Origin of the sequence: Streptomyces acidiscabies, from assembly GCF_020010905.1 — a bacterium.
Taxonomy (GTDB): domain Bacteria; phylum Actinomycetota; class Actinomycetes; order Streptomycetales; family Streptomycetaceae; genus Streptomyces; species Streptomyces acidiscabies.
Window position 1 is genome coordinate 4996776 of sequence record NZ_JAGJBY010000002.1, and the last position, 18663, is coordinate 5015438.

Annotated in this window: 17 protein-coding genes; 10 read left to right on the forward strand and 7 right to left on the reverse strand. The window is 73.6% G+C overall.

Annotated elements, in window-relative coordinates; all coding sequences use genetic code 11:
* The first annotated feature begins 47 nt into the window (after positions 1–47).
* On the forward strand, positions 48–1313 hold the full coding sequence (locus tag J8M50_RS48315; RefSeq protein WP_010360312.1) for a YhgE/Pip domain-containing protein: 1266 nt from the start codon (positions 48–50) through the stop codon (positions 1311–1313).
* Here J8M50_RS48315 and J8M50_RS48320 read toward each other — a convergent pair.
* Both J8M50_RS48320 and J8M50_RS48325 read right to left on the reverse strand, forming a co-directional pair.
* Positions 1303–2175 (reverse strand): GNAT family N-acetyltransferase, encoded by an 873-nt coding sequence (locus J8M50_RS48320; protein WP_010360310.1) that lies wholly within the window; start codon positions 2173–2175, stop codon positions 1303–1305. The genes J8M50_RS48315 and J8M50_RS48320 overlap by 11 nt on opposite strands.
* A complete protein-coding gene (locus tag J8M50_RS48325; protein ID WP_078481496.1) occupies positions 2172–4958 on the reverse strand; it encodes a glycosyl hydrolase 115 family protein in 2787 nt (928 codons plus the stop codon). The genes J8M50_RS48320 and J8M50_RS48325 overlap by 4 nt, the downstream gene beginning before the upstream one ends.
* Positions 4959–5170: 212 nt before the next feature.
* Here J8M50_RS48325 and uppS point away from each other — a divergent pair, with 212 nt between their 5' ends.
* Positions 5171–6775: a polyprenyl diphosphate synthase gene (uppS, locus tag J8M50_RS48330; RefSeq protein ID WP_010360307.1), complete on the forward strand. Its 1605-nt coding sequence runs from the start codon at positions 5171–5173 to the stop codon at positions 6773–6775.
* On the opposite strand, the gene J8M50_RS48335 is transcribed toward uppS, so the two are convergent.
* Positions 6705–7352, reverse strand: a complete 648-nt coding sequence (locus J8M50_RS48335; RefSeq protein WP_010360306.1) for a hypothetical protein — start codon at positions 7350–7352, stop codon at positions 6705–6707. The two genes, uppS and J8M50_RS48335, sit on opposite strands and share 71 nt — an antisense overlap.
* A gap of 361 nt (positions 7353–7713) precedes the next feature.
* Between J8M50_RS48335 and J8M50_RS48340 the strand changes: the two genes are divergently transcribed.
* Genes J8M50_RS48340 through J8M50_RS48350 form a run of 3 tightly spaced genes read left to right on the forward strand, consistent with a single transcriptional unit; the run spans position 7714 to position 10309 of the window.
* Positions 7714–8835 (forward strand): molybdopterin-dependent oxidoreductase, encoded by a 1122-nt coding sequence (locus J8M50_RS48340; protein WP_040838642.1) that lies wholly within the window; start codon positions 7714–7716, stop codon positions 8833–8835.
* Positions 8832–9212 (forward strand): hypothetical protein, encoded by a 381-nt coding sequence (locus tag J8M50_RS48345; RefSeq protein ID WP_010360302.1) that lies wholly within the window; start codon positions 8832–8834, stop codon positions 9210–9212. The genes J8M50_RS48340 and J8M50_RS48345 overlap by 4 nt, the downstream gene beginning before the upstream one ends.
* A 53-nt stretch (positions 9213–9265) precedes the next feature.
* Complete coding sequence (locus J8M50_RS48350) at positions 9266–10309, forward strand: NAD-dependent epimerase/dehydratase family protein (protein WP_010360301.1); 1044 nt, start codon at positions 9266–9268, stop codon at positions 10307–10309.
* Positions 10310–10319: 10 nt separating this feature from the next.
* Here J8M50_RS48350 and J8M50_RS48355 read toward each other — a convergent pair whose 3' ends face one another.
* Positions 10320–11432, reverse strand: coding sequence for a sensor histidine kinase (locus tag J8M50_RS48355; protein WP_010360300.1), 1113 nt, complete (start codon positions 11430–11432; stop codon positions 10320–10322).
* The gene (locus J8M50_RS48360; protein WP_029184650.1) at positions 11422–12132 is read right to left on the reverse strand and encodes a response regulator transcription factor; all 711 of its coding nucleotides are present in this window, start codon (positions 12130–12132) and stop codon (positions 11422–11424) included. Before J8M50_RS48360 ends, J8M50_RS48355 begins: the two co-directional genes overlap by 11 nt.
* A 141-nt stretch (positions 12133–12273) precedes the next feature.
* Between J8M50_RS48360 and J8M50_RS48365 the strand changes: the two genes are divergently transcribed.
* From J8M50_RS48365 to J8M50_RS48380, 4 genes are read left to right on the forward strand one after another with little or no spacing between them, the layout of a single operon-like run.
* The gene (locus J8M50_RS48365; RefSeq protein WP_010360298.1) at positions 12274–12972 is read left to right on the forward strand and encodes a glycosyltransferase family 2 protein; all 699 of its coding nucleotides are present in this window, start codon (positions 12274–12276) and stop codon (positions 12970–12972) included.
* On the forward strand, positions 12969–13601 hold the full coding sequence (locus tag J8M50_RS48370) for a TIGR04282 family arsenosugar biosynthesis glycosyltransferase (RefSeq protein WP_010360297.1): 633 nt from the start codon (positions 12969–12971) through the stop codon (positions 13599–13601). The genes J8M50_RS48365 and J8M50_RS48370 overlap by 4 nt, the downstream gene beginning before the upstream one ends.
* Complete coding sequence (locus J8M50_RS48375) at positions 13598–14284, forward strand: class I SAM-dependent methyltransferase (RefSeq protein ID WP_010360296.1); 687 nt, start codon at positions 13598–13600, stop codon at positions 14282–14284. The genes J8M50_RS48370 and J8M50_RS48375 overlap by 4 nt, the downstream gene beginning before the upstream one ends.
* Positions 14281–15648 (forward strand): glycosyltransferase 87 family protein, encoded by a 1368-nt coding sequence (locus tag J8M50_RS48380; protein ID WP_010360292.1) that lies wholly within the window; start codon positions 14281–14283, stop codon positions 15646–15648. The genes J8M50_RS48375 and J8M50_RS48380 overlap by 4 nt, the downstream gene beginning before the upstream one ends.
* On the opposite strand, the gene J8M50_RS48385 is transcribed toward J8M50_RS48380, so the two are convergent.
* Positions 15570–16325 (reverse strand): MBL fold metallo-hydrolase, encoded by a 756-nt coding sequence (locus J8M50_RS48385; RefSeq protein ID WP_010360291.1) that lies wholly within the window; start codon positions 16323–16325, stop codon positions 15570–15572. The genes J8M50_RS48380 and J8M50_RS48385 overlap by 79 nt on opposite strands.
* Before the next feature lie 108 nt (positions 16326–16433).
* On the opposite strand from J8M50_RS48385, the gene J8M50_RS48390 reads away from it, so the two are divergent.
* Complete coding sequence (locus J8M50_RS48390; RefSeq protein WP_100216941.1) at positions 16434–17015, forward strand: CGNR zinc finger domain-containing protein; 582 nt, start codon at positions 16434–16436, stop codon at positions 17013–17015.
* A 294-nt stretch (positions 17016–17309) separates the two neighbouring features.
* On the opposite strand, the gene J8M50_RS48395 is transcribed toward J8M50_RS48390, so the two are convergent.
* Positions 17310–18575: an alpha/beta fold hydrolase gene (locus tag J8M50_RS48395; RefSeq protein WP_010360289.1), complete on the reverse strand. Its 1266-nt coding sequence runs from the start codon at positions 18573–18575 to the stop codon at positions 17310–17312.
* Positions 18576–18663: the final 88 nt, after the last annotated feature.

Genomic DNA, 18663 nt, shown 5'->3' on the forward strand with positions numbered 1-18663 from the left:
CCTGGTCACCTAGTAACCAAAATGGTCACCTGAAGGGAATCGGTGCAGTGACGCACGACAACGACGACGCGACGGCCCCCACGAGGCCGGGGCCCGCGCTCTGGCTGACCCCCGCAGTCCTCGTCACCGTGATCATGGCGGCCCTCGCGTCGCTGTACCTGGGCAGCTCGGTCAACTCCGCCGACCACCTCGACGGCTTCCCCGTCGCCGTCGTCAACGCCGACCGGGGCGACACCGGCGCCAAGATCACCGAGGGCCTGCGCAAGAACACCGACCCCCACAAGTTCGACCTGCGCACCCTCACCCTCACCGAAGCCCGCGAGCAGATGGGCGAGGGCAAGCTGTACGGGGCGATCGTCCTGCCCGCCGACCTGACGCAGAAACTCGGCGCGCTGAGCGGCCCCGGCACCGACGTCCAGCGGCCCCAAGTCACCGTCTACACCAACCCGTTGGCGAACACCTCCAGCGTCTCCATCGTCAACGCCTACGCCACCAAGGCCCTGACGGGCGTCAACGAGACCGTCGGCAAGCAGCTCCTCGCCGCCGCCCCGAAGGCCCCCGGCCTCGCCCGCCTCGTCCTCGCCGCCCCGCTGGACGTCCACAGCACCCCGTACGAAGCGGTCCCGAGCGGCACCGGCAACGGCCTCTCCGCCTTCTACTACGCCCTGCTGCTCGTCCTCGCCGGATTCACCGGCTCCGTCATCGTCGCCAACCTCGTCGACGCGCAGCTCGGCTTCATCCCCCTCGAATGGGGCCCGGTCTACCGCATGGCCGCCAACTCCGGCCACAGCCGCCAGTCCACGCTCCTGTTCAAGTGGGCGCTCATGGGCGGCCTCGCCGTCGTCGTCAGCAGCGCCTACCTCGGCATCGCGGCCTGGCTCGGCATGCCCCTCGACCACCCGTGGCAGCTCTGGCTGCTCGGTATCCTCGTGATCGCCGCCGTCGCCGTGGTCGCCCAGGCGATCCTCGCGCTGCTCGGCGGACTCGGCATGATCATCAGCCTCCTGCTGTTCGTCGTCCTCGCCGTCCCCAGCTCCGGCGGCACCACCCCGCTGGAGGCGCTCCCGCCGTTCATCCGCTTCCTCTCCGGCTTCGAACCCGTCCACCAGGCGTACGTCGGCGTCCGCTCGGTCCTCTACTTCGGCGCGACGTGGGACGGCGGCCTCGGCCGCGCGGTGATCGCCTCCACGGTCGCCCTCGTCCTCGGCCTGGCCGCGGGCTTCCTCGGCACCCGGGCGTACGACCGCAAGGGCCTGACCCGCAGCCACCCCACCGAGACCCCGGCTACAACCCCGGAGCCGGTCACCGCGTGACGGTGAGCACCTTGCTGTAGACCGTCGAACTGCGCCGCACCGTCATCCCGACGCGCTCGTACAACGCCAGCGCGCCCGTGTCCGAGTGCGTCCACAGCGTGCACGCCCGCCTGCCCTGCCGGTGGAAGGCCCGGAAAGCCTCCAGCAGGAGCAGGCGGGCGATGCCCCGCCCCCGCTGGTCCCGCCGCACCGCGACCCGCTGGATGCGCCCCTCGGCGCCGTCGGTGGAGAGCACCGCGCCGACCATCTCCTCCCCGGCGAAGGCGACCGGCGACGCCCCGGCCACGAACGTCTCCCGCCCGACTGTGTGCCGCACCCACTCCTCGTACGGCATCCGCCGCTGCTGCCACTCGTCGAACGCGTCCTCGACCACCTGGTACGCCGCCCGCTCGTCCCCGTCCCGGAACGCCCGGACCGTGACCCCCGCCGCAGGCGCGGGCACCTCGGGCTCGACGTCCGTCGCGATCTCAAGGAGCCACTCGGTGACGAGCGGCGCGTACCCCCGCGACTCCAGGAGCGCGATCGCCGCGAGGTCGCTGTGCGGGACGCTCTGCGCGAGCCGGTCACCCGTGGCCCGCGCCTCCGCCCAGGACAGCAGCGAACCCCCGAGCCCCCGCCCCCGGTGCCGGGGATGCACGTCCACCGTGGCCCGCCGCCCCCGCACCCACCCCCACCCGGCCGCCTCCCCCTCCGGACCGAGGACGACCACCGCCTCCGAACCGGGCTCACCGAGCTCGACGGCGACCCGGTCCGCACTGGTCGTGACCTCCCCGTGGAGACTCTCCTCGCATGCGGCGATCAGACGGTGGACCACGGGTACGTCGGCGACAGTCGCCGGACGGCGCGACAGAGGGTCGGTCATGCGCGAACCCTAGACCTCGCGCTCTCGGGCGGCGCCAGATACCCCGGCACCGCCCCCGCCGTACCGATGACGATCTGGTCCACGGCGATCGCCGCATCGACCATGAACAGCCGCAGCGTGTGGTCACCCGGCGCCTCCACGACGACCGTCCCGGTCAGCTTCTCGACCCCCTCCTCCACGTTCCGAGCCCATGCGTCCCCTCGATTCCCGGTGGCGACGGCCTGCCCCGACAGCACGACCGGCGCCTGACCGTCCAGCGCGACAGCCAGCCGCCGCTTGCCGCGCTCGTCGAGGGAGGGAAGCCGGAAGACGGTCACCGGAAAGGTCCCGGCCGACGTGAAGTGGACCCGGTAGCGCAGCTCGGGCGAGCGCGTGCCGAACTCCTCCGTGACCGAGGGCGCGGTCGACGGCACGGCCTCCACGGCGCCGGTCCGCCGCCCCAGCCCGGGCACGGTCCGCCACCGGGCGCCCCCGCGCGGAACCTGCCGGTCGAAGTGGGCCGCCTCGATGGACACGTACCCGTGCGCCTCGACGAACCCCCGCACCGGCACAGGGGAGTTGACCACCCGCAGCGCGACGGCAACGCTCCGCCCCACGCCCGTGAACGAGACACTCGGCGTGTGGGTACCCTCCGGCACCCGGTCCCAGTCGATCTCCACCCAGACCCGCGTCTGGTCGGCGAGCGTGCCACCGGAAGCACTCACCCGCACCCACGGCTCACTCACCTCCGCCACCCAATCCACCGGCAGGAACCCGGTGTTGAACACATCGACGAACCGGCGCCCCCGGTCGCAGGAGTCGAACGACAGCGCCCGGACGGTCCCGACGTCGTTCCCCTCGGACGCCACCCCCAGCCCCGACGTCTCCTGCCGGGCGACCCGCGTGACAGCCGGTCGCCCCGGGGCCTTCGGTATCTGGGACGGGTACGGATTGACGATCCCGTCCCACTTCCCGCCCGCGACCTGTGTGTTGTACCGCCGCGTGATCGCCTGCTCCTCGGCGTGCGCGGCCTCCGCGAGATCCGCGTACCGGTTCACCCCCGCACCCCGCCCCTGCCGGACGGCGAGCGCGTTGCGATCCGCCCAGTAGTACTTCAGGTTCATCAAGTAGGCGCCGTGGACCGGGTATTCGACCAGCTCGAAGTAGGCGTCCCGGTACGCCTCGGGAAGCCGCGTCCCCAGCGCACGGACCCGTTCCAGGAGAGCCGCGTACGCGTCCATCCGGCGCCCCGCCTCGTCCCCGTGGTGCACGGTCGAGAACACGTCCCGGTCGATGAACTCCGGCCGCCGCTCGGCCGCGAGACGGTAGTACTCCGTACGGATCGCGGTCAGCTCCGTCGCGTGCTCCCGCCCGAACTGCCGCCCGTACCACCGCGCGAGGAACTCCTCGGGCCCCCGGCCGTCCACGTCCCAGGCCAGGTCCAGGCAGAAGGACAGCCCCGTCTCGATGGACTTGAGGTCACCCACGTTGAAGATCCATACGCGGTCCACCCCGTGCTCGTGCACCCGCCTCAACTCCTGCCACACCTTGGCGAGTTGCGTGGTGTCGAGCCACAGGTAGCTGCGGGGCCGCCCCCAGTAGGAGAGGTGGTAGTAGATCCCGTTCCCGCCGCTCCGGGCCCGCTCGGCGTCGTCCGGGAGCTGGCGCATGTTGCCGTGGTTGTCGTCCGGCCAGATCAGGGTCACGTCGTCGGGCACCCGGACGCCCGCGTTGTAGAGGTCCAGCACCTCCTTGTACGGGATGAAGATCTGCGGCTCGGCCCCCGCCCCGACCTCCTCGGCGAGGATGCGCCGCTGGTCGGCGATGATCTCGTTCATCACCGCGACCTTCTCCGGGACCGTGGTCGCGTTGCGGGTCTCCAGCGCCGAGTCGTGCAGCCCGCGCATCCCCAGCGTCCAACTGCTCTCGTAACGGGCGTTCTGCCGCGCCCGGGTCCGCCAATACTCCGAGATCACCGCCGGGTTGACGGTGTAGTCGTACACCGGCAGGCTCCCGTCCGCGTTCCGGTGCTCCGCCGCCCACGGGTCCCACTCGTGAACTCCGTTGCGCAGCATGGCCTCCGGGTGGCTGGACCCGACGACGATGCCGTACCGGTCGGCCAACTCCGGGTTCTCCGCGTACTTGTTGAAGAAGTCGGAGTACGGATGCATCGCGGGCCACAGGTAGTTGGCCTTGAGGCGCAGCAGCAGTTCGAAGAGCCGCTCGTAGGTGCGGGGGCCGATGTTCTTGTCCGGCTCCTGGGTGCGGTGCGACCAAGTCGTCAGGTTCTGCTCGTCGTTGATGAAGACGCCCCGGTAGCGGACGCTCGGCTCGCGCCGTTCGAAGGTGCGCGCGGGGACGGTCACCGTGTCGCGGTGGGCGATCGGGACATCGGCCCACCAGTGCCAGGGGGAGACGCCGATGCGCTCGGACGTGTCGTAGATGCCGTAGACCGTGCCGCGCCGGTCGCTGCCGGTGATCGTCAGCGCGCGGTCCACGCCGGGGAAGGGACGGTCGACGACGCGGGTCACCGAGGCTTCCCAACGGCCCGGTGCCGCCGAGGTGGTGATGACGACCAGGTGCCCGGCGCGCTCGGGCAGGGCGTGCAGGAGCCGGGGCCGGACACCGCTGACCCGCTCGATGTCGGCCTGGAGGTCACCGGCCGCGCGGATCACCGCCGGATGCTCCGCCGGGTCCACGTAGAGGTCGGTCGCGAGGCCGTCGGCGACCAGGGGGAAGTCCGGCCGTGAGGGCGACGCCTCGGCCGCCGCCGGGAGCAGCGGGACGGCACCGGCCGCCGCCATGCCGAGCAGGAACGACTTGCGGGTCCACAGGGGTCCGTCCGGCACGAGGCACTCCTGATCCACAGCGGGCGACAAGGGCATGAGCAGGTCAAGAAAGCGCTTGCTGTGCACTGTAGGAGGCGCCTCACGGACCCGTCCAGAGGCAGGAGCGACCGATGGGGGAGTGGGTCGTTAGGGCTGACGTCGACAACGCGAGAAGGACGAGGTACGAGATGGATGAGCTGCGGGAGTCGTACGAGGCGTGCGAGGCCGAAGTACGCGACCACCTGCCCGCGTTGTGGACCGTGACCGGCCTCCTCCCGCCCGAGGTACGGCCGTTCATGCACGCCATCCACGGCTGGACCGTGACCACGGACCGCATCGCCGACGAAGGACCCACCGAGGGCCGCCGGGAACGGTTCGCGCGCTGGCGGGCCGACACCCTCGCCGAGCTGAGGACCGGCCGCAGCGAACACCCCCAGCGCCGCGCCCTGATCGACACCGTGCACCGCCGAGGACTCGACCACGCCCTCGTCGAGGAGCACCTCGCGACCGTCGCCGCCGACTGCGCGGCCCCGCCCGCCTTCGAGACGTTCGCGGACCAGCGCCGCTTCCTGCGCGGCATCACCGGAGTCGTCGGCGAACTCTGGGCGCCCCTCCTGGAGCCGCGCGGCCCCGAGAGCGCCCGCCTGGTCGCGACCCTCTTCGACGCCTGCAAACTCGCCGACCTGTACGAGGACCTCCCCGACGACCTCGCGGCGGGCCGCTGCTACTGGCCCCGCGAGGACCTGCGCGCCCTCGGCCTCACCGTCGACGACCTCACCGCAGCCGGCCCGCGCGAAGCCCTCGACGCGTTCATCGACGTCCAACTCACCCACTGGCGTGCCCTGCTGACCGAAGCCGTCCCCGCCACCTGGGCCGTCGCCGAACCGTACCGCCCCTTCCTGCACTCCCTCCTCCTCGGCGTCCAGCTCCACCACGACGAAGTGACCCTCCTGCGCTCCCGCGTCCTCACCACCGGCATCGACCAGCCCACCGGCGAGACCCGCCCCCGGCCCCCCTGGCCGGGCGAGCGCCCCGCACACGTCGCCGTCATCATGGACGGCAACCGGCGCTGGGCCGACACCCACGCTGTCCCCGCCCGCCAAGGCCACCACGCCGGCTCCCGCGCCGCCCTGCGCCTGGTCAACTCCGCCCTGCGGCTCGGCATCCGCCACCTCAGCCTCTACGCCTTCTCCACCGAGAACTGGAGCCGCGCCCAGGAGGAGACCAGCGCGATCTTCGACGCCCTCGCCGACTGGATCTCCCGGGGCGCCCAGACCCTCCACGGCCTCGGCGTCCAGGTCCGCTGGTGCGGACGCCGCGACCGCCTCGACACCTCCCTCGCCTCCGCGATCGCCCTCGTCGAGAACATGACGTACGCGAACGACGTCCTCACCCTCACCCTGTGCGTCGACTACGGCGGCCGGGAGGAACTCACCGCCGCCGCCCGCGCGTTGGCCGCCGAAGCGGTCGCCGGCACCCTGCGCGCCGAGGACATCACCCCCGACGACCTCGCCCGCCACCTGTACGTGCCCGAACTCCCCGACGTCGACCTGCTGATCCGCACCTCGGGCGAGCAGCGGATCAGCAACTTCCTGCCCTGGCACCTCGCCTACGCGGAACTCGTCTTCGACCCCACGCCCTGGCCGGACTACGACCTCACCCGGCTCAGGGACGCGGTCACCGCCTACACGGAACGCGAACGCCGCTTCGGCGGCACGGCCGTCACGCCGTCTTCTTCGGCGGCGTGTACACCCCCTCCGCGGTCACATACGCCAGTACCGAGTCCGCGGTGATCTCGTCGGTGGCGAACGTGGCCGCGAACGTCTCCAGCAGCTCCGGCGTCGGCCGCAGCGGCACCTCCGCCACCTTCACCTTCATCGGCGACCCCAGCGGCACGGTCTCCGTCTGGAGGACCCCCTTGTCGAGCCCCGGCCGCACCGTCGCCCGGTGACCGACGTCCAGGCCGTTGACGACGCACTTCCCCCACGCCACCCCGTCCTGGAGGAACCCCTGAAGCTCCGTCACCCGGACCGTGCCCTGGGGCGTGCGCACCTCGACGCCCCCGGCCAGCCGCCCGTCGCCGTGCGCCTTCACCGGGTTCAGCAGGGACGGGTCACCGTTGCCGGCCAGTACCGGGAAGCGGATCGCGCCCCCCTTCGCGTCCATCGTCGCGGGCTCGACCGCCGCCACCGTCGCCCCGAACCGGCCCAGCAGCGCCTCGCCCAGCGGCGTCCACCGGACCTCCGCCCACCCGTCCGAGACGGTACCGAGCGACCCGTCCGCCGCACCGGCATCGGCCGCCCCCGCGAACTGCGCCAGCAACGGGGCGGCCAGAACAGCGCCGAGAACGGAACGTCGTGTGTTGTCCATCGTCATCCTTCCGGGGCCGCACGGCGCGACCCGGCAAGGATCATCGGGGCCCACGGACACCGCGCAGGCCGCACGGGGCCGTGAACCCCTCGAAAGTGCGTCCCGGACCACCCGATCGTGGGACGGCCACGAACCTTACGAGTCCCTGACATACCCCCGAACCCCTCGCCCGGAAGCCGCCCCGCACCCAGGATGGACGACGTCACCGCGGTGCCAGTGAAGCGGCCACCGCGGTGACACCCCGGACGGCCTCACTCCACCAGCGGACGCCAGCGCGCCGGCCTCGTCCTCCGCAGACGTCCTCGCTCCGTAAGGAGTCGATCCATTCCCCACCCGGCCCCCGCCCGATGGGATGGACACCATGAAACCGCACGTCTCTCCACCGGTGTTCAAGGGCCGCCTCCACGACGCCCGCACCGCCACCTCGATCGGCCGCTGGCTCGGCGCGACCTTCCTCGTGTGCTTCGCCACCGGCCTGATCAGCCACTTCATGCAGCACCCCCCGGACTGGCTCAGCATTCCCAGCCGTCCGGTGTGGGGGTACCGCCTCAGCCAGGGCCTGCACATCGCCTCCGGTATCGCCGCCATCCCCCTGCTGCTCGCCAAGCTGTGGACCGTCTACCCCCGCCTGTTCACCTGGCCCCCCGTCACCTCGCTGCGCCACGCCCTGGAACGCCTCTCCGTCGCCCTCCTCGTCGCCGGAGCCCTGTTCCAGCTCGCGACCGGACTCCTCAACACGGCCCAGTGGTACCCGTGGACCTTCTCCTTCGTCCCCGCCCACTACGCCGTCGCCTGGCTGGTCACCGGCGCCCTCCTGCTGCACCTCGCCGTCAAGGCCCCCGAGATCCGCGCCCACTGGAGCCGCAACTCACCGGCCACGCTCACCCTGGACGACCCCGACCGCCGCTCCCTGCTGCGCGCGGTGGCCGCCGCCGTAGGCGCCGTCACCCTCACCACCGTCGGCCAGACCGTCACCCCGCTGAAGAGCCTCGCCCTGTTCGCACCCCGCCACCCCGACCACGGCCCGCAGTCCCTCCCCGTCAACCGGACCGCCGCCCAGGCCGGCGTGGGACGCGTCGCCGACGAGGAGTACCGCCTCGTCGTGACCGGCCCCCGCCCCTACACCCTCACCCTCGCCGAACTGCGCGCCCTGCCCCAGCACGAGGCGGAACTGCCGATCGCCTGCGTCGAGGGCTGGAGCCGCTCCGCCCGCTGGACCGGCGTACGCACCGCCGACCTCCTGGACCGCGCCGGCGCACCGCCGAACGCCCGCGTACGCGTCGTCTCGCTCCAACTGCGCGGCGGATACCGGGTGTCGGAGCTGGCCCACACCCACGCCCGCGACCCCCTCACCCTCCTCGCCCTGCGCCTGAACGGCGAGGACCTCCACCCCGACCACGGCTACCCGGCCCGCCTCATCGCCCCCAACCGCCCCGGCGTCCTCCAGACCAAGTGGGTCGGCCGGCTGGAGGTCCTGTCGTGAGACTCCTCAGGCTCCTCGCGGGCGCGGCCGGCCTGGCACTCCTGGGTTTCGGCGCCTCCCTCCTCATCGACCTCCCGCACGCCACCGACGTCCTGCTCTGGCTCGCGGCGGCCGTCGGCCTGCACGACGGCCTGATCGCCCCGCTCGTCCTCCTGGCGGGCCGCGCGGGCGTCGTACGCGGCCCGGTCCGCGCGGCGCTGATCGTGTCCGGCGCGCTGACGGCCGTAGCGCTCCCGGTCCTGCTGCGCCCCGGCCCCCGCCCCAACTCCTCGGTGCTGCCCCTGGACTACCCGCGCAACTGGCTGATCGCGCTCGCGGTGGTCGCGCTGACGGCAGCCGTCGCGCACCGGGTCGGGAAAAGGCTTACGAACCGCTGACGTCCCCGCGCCGAGCCCCCCAGGGCCACCCCCAACCCCCTACGGTCGAGGGCATGTTGATCCTGGTCACCGGCGGCGCGGGCTTCATCGGCTCGCACATCGTCACCGCCCTCACCACCGCCGGACACGACGTCCGCGTCCTCGACGCCCTGCTCCCCGCCGCCCACCGCACACCCCCGCCGGCCCCCGAAGGCGTCGTCCGCCGGGTCGCGGACGTCCGCGACCCCACCGCCGTCGCCGAGGCCCTGCGCGGCGTGGACGCCGTCTGCCACCAGGCCGCCATGGTCGGCCTCGGCAAGGACTTCGCCGACGCCCCGGACTACGTCAGCTGCAACGACCTCGGCACGGCGGTCCTCCTCGCGGGCATGGCCGACGCGGGCGTACGACGCCTCCTGCTGGCCGGCTCGATGGTCGTCTACGGCGAGGGCCGCTACGAGTGCCCCCGCCACGGCGTCGTACGCCCCGGCCCCCGCGACCCCGCCACCCTCGACGCGGGCGGCTTCGAACCCCCCTGCCCCCACTGCGGCGCCCCCCTCGCCCCCGGCCTGGTCACCGAGGACGCCCCCACCGACCCGCGCAACGTGTACGCCGCCACCAAACTCACCCAGGAACACCTGGCCGCCGCCTGGGCCCGCGCCACCGACGGCCACGCCACCGCGCTGCGCTACCACAACGTGTACGGCCCCGGCATGCCCCGCGACACCCCGTACGCGGGCGTCGCCTCCCTCTTCCGCTCGGCACTCGCCCGGGGCGAGGCACCCCGCGTGTACGAGGACGGCGGCCAGCGCCGCGACTTCGTCCACGTCCGCGACGTCGCCGCCGCCAACCTCGCCGCGCTGGACGCCCCGACCGGGACCGGCCTGCGCGCGTACAACGTCGGCAGCGGCGACCCCCACACGGTCGGCGAGATGGCCGAGGCCCTCGCCGCGTCGTACGGCGGCCCGCCCCCCGTCGTCACCGGCGAGTACCGCCTCGGCGACGTCCGCCACATCACCGCGTCCTCGCAGAGGCTGCGCGAGGAGCTGGGATGGCGGCCCGAGGTCGGATTCGCGGAGGGGATGCGGGAGTTCGCGGGGGCGGCGCTGCGGGCGGGGTGAGGGCGGCGCGCTACACCGTCGCCGGCAGATGCACCTCGAACCGGCACCCGCCAGGCACGTTCGACACCGCCGCCCGCCCCTGGTGCGCCTCCACGATCCCCCGCACGATCGCGAGCCCCAGCCCCGCCCCCGCAGGCGGCGTACGGGCGTCGGTGCCCCGCCACCCGGTGTCGAACACACGGGGCAGATCCTCGGGCGGAATGCCACCGCAGCCGTCGGTCACCGCGAGCACGACCCGGTCGGCCTCCCGCCGCGCGGACACGGCCACCGTGCCGTCGGCGGGGGTCCGGCGGATCGCGTTGACCAGGAGGTTCGCGAGGACCCGGGACATCTCCCGCCCGTCGACCTCCACCGGCACCTGCTCCACCCCGGCGCCCACCAGCCGGACACCGTGCTCCCGGGCGAGCGCGTCGACCCCCGCGATCGCGTCGCCGACCAGGTCGTACACCGACAGCCGGGTCGGGGAGAGCGCGAGGACACCGGCCTGGATACGGGAGAGCTCGAAGAGGTCGCCGACCATGTCGCCCATGCGCCCGACCTCGGCCCGGATACGGGCGTGGTAGACGCGGGGGTCGCCGACGACGCCGTCCTCCAGCGCCTCGGCCATCGCCTGGAGCCCGGCGAGCGGGGTGCGCAGGTCGTGGGAGATCCAGGCGACCAGCTCGCGGCGGGAGGCTTCGAGGGCCTGCTCGCGTTCCCGCGACGCGGCGAGCTTGGCGCTGGTCGCGGCCAACTGGCGGCTCAGCGCGGCCAGTTCGGCGGTCGGCGCGGCGGCGGGCGGGGTGAAGCTGCCGTCGTCGCCGAGCGCCCGGGTCGCCTCGGCGAGGGCCCGGCTGCCGTGGACGACGCTGCGCCCCAGCAGGAGCGACACGACGAGCGCGGCGACCGAGGCCATCGCGCACACCATGGTGACGACCCACAGGTCGTGCTCCGACAGGAACATCGCCCACGACACGAGCATCGTCCCGGCGAGCATCGCCGCGACCGTCACGCCGGACACCACGCCGAGGGACAGCGCCACGGACCGGTCCCGCAGCAGCCGCAGCGCCGCCGCTCCGGCGAGCCCGCAGAGGGCGGCGCCGATCCCCGCGTACAGGGCGATGAGGAGGGTGTCACCGAGCATCGCCGGCCTCCTCGACGGGCGGGTCGAAGCGGTAGCCGACGCCCCACACCGTACTGATCAGCCGGGGCTCGGCCGGATCGTCCTCGACCTTCTCGCGCAGCCGCCGCACATGGACGGTGACCGTCGACAGGTCACCGAACTCCCACCCCCACACCTCCCGCATCAGGTCCTCGCGGCTCGTGGCCCGCCCGGGGTGGCGCAGGAAGAACGTCAGCAGGTCGAACTCCCGGATCGTCAGGGCGAGTTCCGTGCCGTGCCGGGTGGCCCGGCGGGCGACGGGGTCGACGGCGAGGGGCCCGCTGCGCAGCCACGGCCCGGTGCGGGCGGCCGGGGGAGCGCCGGTGGCCCGGCGCAGTACCGATTCGACCCGCAGGACCAGTTCGCGCGGGCTGAACGGCTTGGTGACGTAGTCGTCCGCACCGACCTCCAGGCCGAGGATGCGGTCCTCCTCGTCGCCCCGCGCGGTCAGCATGATCACCGGCAGCGGTCCGTCCGCGCGGACCCGGCGGCACACCTCCAGGCCGTCCATGCCGGGCAGCATCAGGTCCAGGACGACCAGGTCGGGCGGGTGGGCGGCGGCCCGGGCGACGGCGGCGGGCCCGTCGGCGGCCACTTCGACGGCGAAGCCGGCCCGGTCCAGATACCCGGCGACGACCTCGGAGACGGTGGGGTCGTCGTCCACCACGAGTACACGTTTCACTCCGCGAGTCTGACACCCGGCCGAGGGCTTTCACCCAGGTCGCCGGGGGAGACGTCAGCGAATCGTAAGGAGTGGTGACGTCAGCGGTTCGTAAGGAGACCAAGTCCCTTATGTCCGCTTCGCGTTCGTAGGGTGAGTGACGTGACCGAGACCTCCCCACCCACCGTTTCCGTGGACGTCGTCCTGCCCTGCCTCGACGAGGCCGAGGCCCTGCCCTGGGTCCTGGAGCGGATCCCGTCCGGCTGGCGCGCGATCGTCGTCGACAACGGCTCCACCGACGGCTCGCCCGACATCGCCCGCGCGCTGGGCGCCCACGTCGTCCACGAATCCCGCCGGGGCTTCGGCGCCGCCTGCCACGCGGGCCTGACGGCGGCCACCGCCGACGTCGTCTGCTTCTGCGACTGCGACGCCTCCCTCGACCCCGGCCTCCTGCCCCGCGTCGCCGGCCCCGTCCTCGACGGCACCGCCGACCTCGCGCTCGGCCGCCGCAGGCCCACCGCCCTCGGCGCCTGGCCCGCGCACGCCCGCCTCGCCAACCTCGAACTCGCCCGCCTGGTCCGCCGCCGCACCGGCCTCGCCCTGCGCGACCTCGGCCCGATGCGCGCCGCCCGCCGCGAGCCCCTCCTCGCCCTCGGCCTCACCGACCGCCGCTCCGGCTACCCCCTCCAGATGGTCGTCCGCGCGGCCGACGCGGGCTGGCGCATCCACGAGACCGACGTCCCCTACCTCCCGCGCGCGGGCCGCTCGAAGGTCACCGGCACCTGGCGGGGAGCCTGGCAGGCGGTACGGGACATGCGCGTCGTCCTCGCGGAACCGGCCGTGCAGGAGGCCACCCGATGACCCTGACCCTCCTCCTGATCGCCAAACAACCCCTCCCCGGCCGCGTCAAGACCCGCCTCACCCCGCCCTACACCCCCGAAGAGGCCGCCACCCTCGCCGAAGCCTCCCTCACCGACACCCTCCACACCCTCCTGCGCGTCCCCGCCCACCGCCGCCTCCTCGTCCTCGAAGGCGCCCCCGGCCCCTGGCTCCCACCCGGCTACGAGGTCGTCCCCCAGACCCCCGGCGACCTGGCCGACCGCATCGCGGGCGCCTTCGCCCACTGCACCGACGGCCCCGCCCTCCTCGTCGGCATGGACACCCCCCACCTCACCCCCGCCCTCCTCGCGGGCGTCGGCGAGGACGGCCACGACGCCTGGTTCGGCCCCGCGGCCGACGGCGGCTTCTGGGCCCTCGGCCTCGCCGACCCGGCCCGCGCCGGACACCTCGTACGCGGCGTCCCGATGTCCACCGACCGCACCGGCGCGATCCAGCGCCGCCGCCTCACCGACGCCGGCCTGACCGTCCGCGACCTCCCCGTCCTGCGCGACGTCGACACCGCCGCCGACGCCACCGAGGTCGCCGCCCTGTGCCCGCCCGGCGCACGCTTCGCCGCTGCCGTCACTGCGTACGCCGGAGTCCTCAGGTGAGCGCCGGGGAAGGCCTCGCGACCCGGCCGCGCCCCGCAGGAACGCCCTGGACCGACGACCCGTACGCCCACGCCCTGCGCACCGGCCGCGGCCCGCTGTACCTGCGCTGCCTCGACACGGCCCGCCTCCTCCCGCTGGACGTGGAGCGCTGGTGCGCCGCCGCCGACGAAGCCGACACGGCCGTCCTGCGCCGCTGCACCGGCCGCGTCCTGGACGTCGGCTGCGGCCCCGGCCGCCTGGTCGCCGCGCTCGCCGCGACCGGCGTACCGGCGCTCGGCGTCGACGTCAGCCCCGCCGCCGTCGCCCGCACCCGGCGGCTCGGCGGCACCGCCCTGCGCCGCTCGGTCTTCGACCGGCTGCCGAGCGAGGGCCGCTGGGACACCGTCCTGCTCCTCGACGGCAATGTGGGCATCGGCGGCGACCCGGCCGCCCTCCTCGCCCGCCTGCGCGAACTCCTGCGCCCCGGCGGCCGGTTGCTCGCGGAGACGGCGTACGACGACGTCGACGACCGCCTCACCGTCCGCGTCGAGAACGCCGGCGGCCACCACGGAACGGCCTTCCCCTGGGCCCGCGTCGGCCCCACCGCGCTCCTGCGCACGGCCGAGGCGACCGGCTGGACGGGCGCCGACCTGTGGACGGCGGGGGAGCGGTGCTTCGTCGACCTGCGGGCCGCCGCGTCATGACCGCCGCCGTCGTCCTCCTCCTGGCCGCGCTCACCGCGACCGTGACCCTCACCCTCCACGCGGGCGACAACCTCCAGGCCCCCGGCGCTCTGCTCGCCGGGAACGCCGTCGCCTGGACCCTGTTCGCCGCCGCCGTGTGGACCGTACGCAAGGTCCCGCGCCGCCACGCGACCCTCCTGGTCCTGCTGGGCGGCGCCGCCGTCGCCCTCGCGGGCCTGACCGCACCACCCCGCACCAGCGACGACATGTTCCGCTACGCCTGGGACGGCCGCGTCCAGGCCGCCGGCATCTCCCCCTACGCCCACCCGCCGGCCGCCCCCGAACTCGCGAGCCTGCGCGACGAATGGCTCTTCCCGACGAAGGAGTCCTGCGAGGGCTGGGGCCTCACCCGCGCCCCGGGCGACCTGTGCGTCCGCATCAACCGCCCGACCGTCCCCACCATCTACCCGCCCGTCGCCGAGGCCTGGTACCTCGCCGTCCACACCGTCTCCCCGCCCGACAGCCGCCACAAGCCCATCCAACTCGGCGGCGCGCTCCTGGCCTTCGGTACGACCCTGGCCCTGCTGAAGTTCCTGCGCCGCACCCCCGCCACGGCGGCCCTGTGGGCCTGGTGCCCGGCGGTCGCCTTCGAGGCGGTCAACAACGCCCACATCGACACCCTCGGCGTCCTGCTCACCGTCCTCGCCCTGGGCACCACCAGCACCCGGCGTGGCGCCCTCCTCGGCGCCGCGATCGCCGTGAAGATTCTCCCCGTCCTCGCCCTCCCCGCCGCCCTCAGCGGCCGACGCCCCCTGCGCGTCGCCGCCGCGGCAGCCCTCACGGTGGCCCTCGCCTACCTCCCGTACGCGGTCGCCTCCGGCCCCGGCGTCCTCGGCTACCTGCCGGGCTATCTCCACGAGGAGGGCTACGACCAGGACGACGTACGGCGCTTCGCGCTCCTGCGCCTCCTGCTGCCGCCCGTCGCGGCGGGCCCGGTCGCGGTCGTCCTGCTGGCCCTGACCGCCCTGTACGTGTGGCGGCGCGGCGACCCCGCCCGCCCCTGGACCGGCGCCCTCCTCATGACCGGCACGACCCTGCTCCTCCTCTCCCCGAACTACCCCTGGTACTCCCTCCTCCTGATCGCCCTCGCCACCCTGTCCGACCGCTGGGAATGGCTCCCCGTCACCCTCGCGGGCACCACCCTCTACCTGGCAGGACGCCTGCTGCCCGGCTTCCCGCTCCAGGCGTGGACGTACGGCACGGCGGCGGCCGTGGTGCTCGCCGGGACCTGGTGGCGTGCGCGGAGTCAGGCGAGGGAGAGGCGGTCGGACAGCCCGGCGGCGCTGAACGCGGCGGTCAACTCCCCACGCCCCTCGGTGAAATGAGTCCAGCTGTCGCAGTGCACGGGCACGACCCGCCGCGCGTCCAGCAGCCGCGTAGCCTCGACGGCCCGCGCACTGTCGAGGACGAGGAGCGCGCGGTCGAACAGCCGGGAAACCCGGGGAGCACCCGCGAACAGAACGGCCGTGTCGACGGGACCGAACCGCCCGGCGATCTCCCGTACGGCGTCCAGGGACGCGTTGTCGCCGCTGACGTACACCGTCGGCAGCCCCTCGCCGGTCAGCACGAACCCGACGACCTGCCCCGTGAACGGCTCGACGTCCTCACGCTTGCCGGGCCCGTGGATCGCGGGGACCCCGGTGACGGTGAGCGTGCCGCCGCCGGGGCGCTCCAGCTCCACCGACTCCCAGTCGGCGAGCCCGCGCGCGGTCCCGCCGAGACGCTGCCCGCCGCCGGGGGTGGTCAGGGTCAGCGGTACGTCCGCGAGGAGGGCGCGGCCGGAGGTGTCGAGGTTGTCGGGGTGCTGGTCGTGGGAGAGCAGGACGACGTCGATGGGGCCGAGGTCGCCCGGGGCGACGGCGGGCGGGGCCGTCTTGGTGAGGCTGCCGCCCGGTACGGGGTAGTCGCCGGGCTCGTCGAAGGTCGGGTCGGTCAGGAAGCGCAGGCCGCCGTACTCGAAGAGCGCGGTGGGGCCACCGAGGACGCGGACAGGGAAGGACACGACAATCTCCTCACGGATGTTCCGAGTTGAACCGTGAGGAGATCGTAGACAGGTCTCACGGATGAAGACAAGCTGTTCCGTGAGAATCCTGGGACGTAGCATGACGCCGTGGAAGATTCCGTGACGCCCGCGCCGGGGGAGGAGCGCCACCGCGCCCTCGCCCTCGCCAACAGCGCCCTCGCCCTGCCCGGCGGACACTACGTCGACCTCCTCGGCACCCCGCAGACCGCGAACCGCTGGCTCGTCGACCACGCCCTCGCCCCCGACGACGTCGACCTCGGCGAGACGTGCACGGCCCAACTCCGCGCCCTGCGCGAACAGATCAGAACCCTCTTCGCCGCCCGGGTCGCAGCCCTCCCCGCGCCCCCCACCGCCGTAGCCGCGATCAACGACGCGATGACCCGAGTCCCCACCGCCCCCCTCCTCCAGTGGGACGAGAAGACCGGCCCCTACCGCACCACCACCCACCCCACCACGGCCCTCGTCGACCACGCCCTCGCAACCCTCGCGGCCGACGCAGCCGACCTCCTCACCTCCCCGGACGCCGACCGCCTCACGGCCTGCGCCTCCCCTCCCTGCAACCGCTACCTCCTACGCCACGGCCGCCGCCACTGGTGCTCGACCCGCTGCGGAGACCGGGCACGAGCGGCGCGGGCGTACGCGCGCCGGACGCGACCAGGCACTGCCTGAACAGAGCCCGAGCGTCTCGTGCCACGGCTGACACACGCGCCCCGGCCGGGCCCGCGAAGCGCGCCGCGTGCCACCGGACACGTCCGGTGCCGATGGAGCCGGCCACGGGTAGCCATGACCGGTCGGGAGGCCCACCAGGGCGACCCGAGCCGGCCAGGACGCACGCGCCCAGGCCGTGCTGACCTGGCACGCCCCTCGTGATCCACGGCTTCCGCGAGATCCAGGTCATCCCCGCCTGAACACCGACCGCACCGGCCTCCAGAACCCGGCAGACCCTGGAGGCCGGAGGCGGATTCAGCCGGTCCCCGTCGGCAACGGCCGGTCCAGGAGGAACGCCCGCAGCAGCGAGGTGTAACGACGAGGCTGATCACGTGAGATGGCATGCCCGGCGCCCGCGACGGTCATCAACTCGCAGTCCGGCAGGGTGCGTTCGTACTCGGCGGTCACGGCAGGCTTGATGAAGTCGCACTCCCCCCGCATGACCAGGGAGGGGACGCGCAGGGTACGCAGCCGGGGCCGGGGATCGGGAAGCCGTTCGAAGTCCCTGACCGTCAGCTGGTTGACGTAGAAACCCTGAGGGTTGTCGTGCGGAGTGGCAGGGGACGCGCCCGCACAGGAGGCGCTGTCCTTGCCCTGGAGGGCGACTTCGTGCATCCAGCGGTCGGCCTCACGGTCGCCGACCAGCGCATGGGCGGCGCCGGGGTTGACCGGGAGGAGCAGGCTCGCGGCGAGGATGCGGGGTTCACCGTTCAGCCGGTCGAGCCGCGCCTTCTGCGCGGGGGAGAGCCGGTTCCAGGGTTCCCCCGCCTCGGACCCGGGATACTCACGCCCCCACAGCGCACCCGGCGAGGTGAACACCGCCTTGGCGACATGTTCCCCGTGCGCCGCCAGGTACTGCGCGGTGAGCGACCCACCCCACGACTGACCCACCAGAACGACCCGCTCGGCACCGAGCATGCGCCGGATCGCCTCCAGATCGGCGACCTGACGCGCGACGGTGTACCCGGAGACGTCCCCCAGCCGGCTGGAACGACCGGCGCCGACCTGGTCGTACGCATACACATCGAATCCATCCGCAGCGAGTTCACGACCCCCCGTGGGAATGCCCTCACCGGGCGTCCCAGGACCCCCGTGCAGGAAGATCACCGGCGTCGGACGGGGTTTCCCGACGGCGGCGGCATGGACGTACGCGATCCGCGAACCGGTCGGCAGATCCCAGAACCGCACACCGGCCGGGATGGGAGCGGCCGTAGCGGTGGGCATGGGGCGCAGAACGGTGACGGCGGCGAGGACGGCGACGGCGGCGGTCAGACCGACCGCGAGGAACGCCGACGCCCGCAGCGCGGGACGACGGCGGAGGCCGAACAGGGCGAACGCCGCCCACCCGAGCAGCCCACCGGTCAGCGCGCCGCAGAGCAGACCGGCGAGGACGAGGACCGGCACCCGCGCGGTGACGAACGCCGCAGCGAGGAAACCGGCCGCCGCCACAGCAGGGGACAGCGACAACGCCAGGAACAACAGGACACCGCCGACGACACGGCGGAGAAGTATGCGTGACATGCCTTCGAGGCTAGGAACCAGGCGCGGACGATCCGTCCAGCTCAGGGACGGTCCCGCAGGCCACGAGGACCGCCTCGCGGCGGGGTGT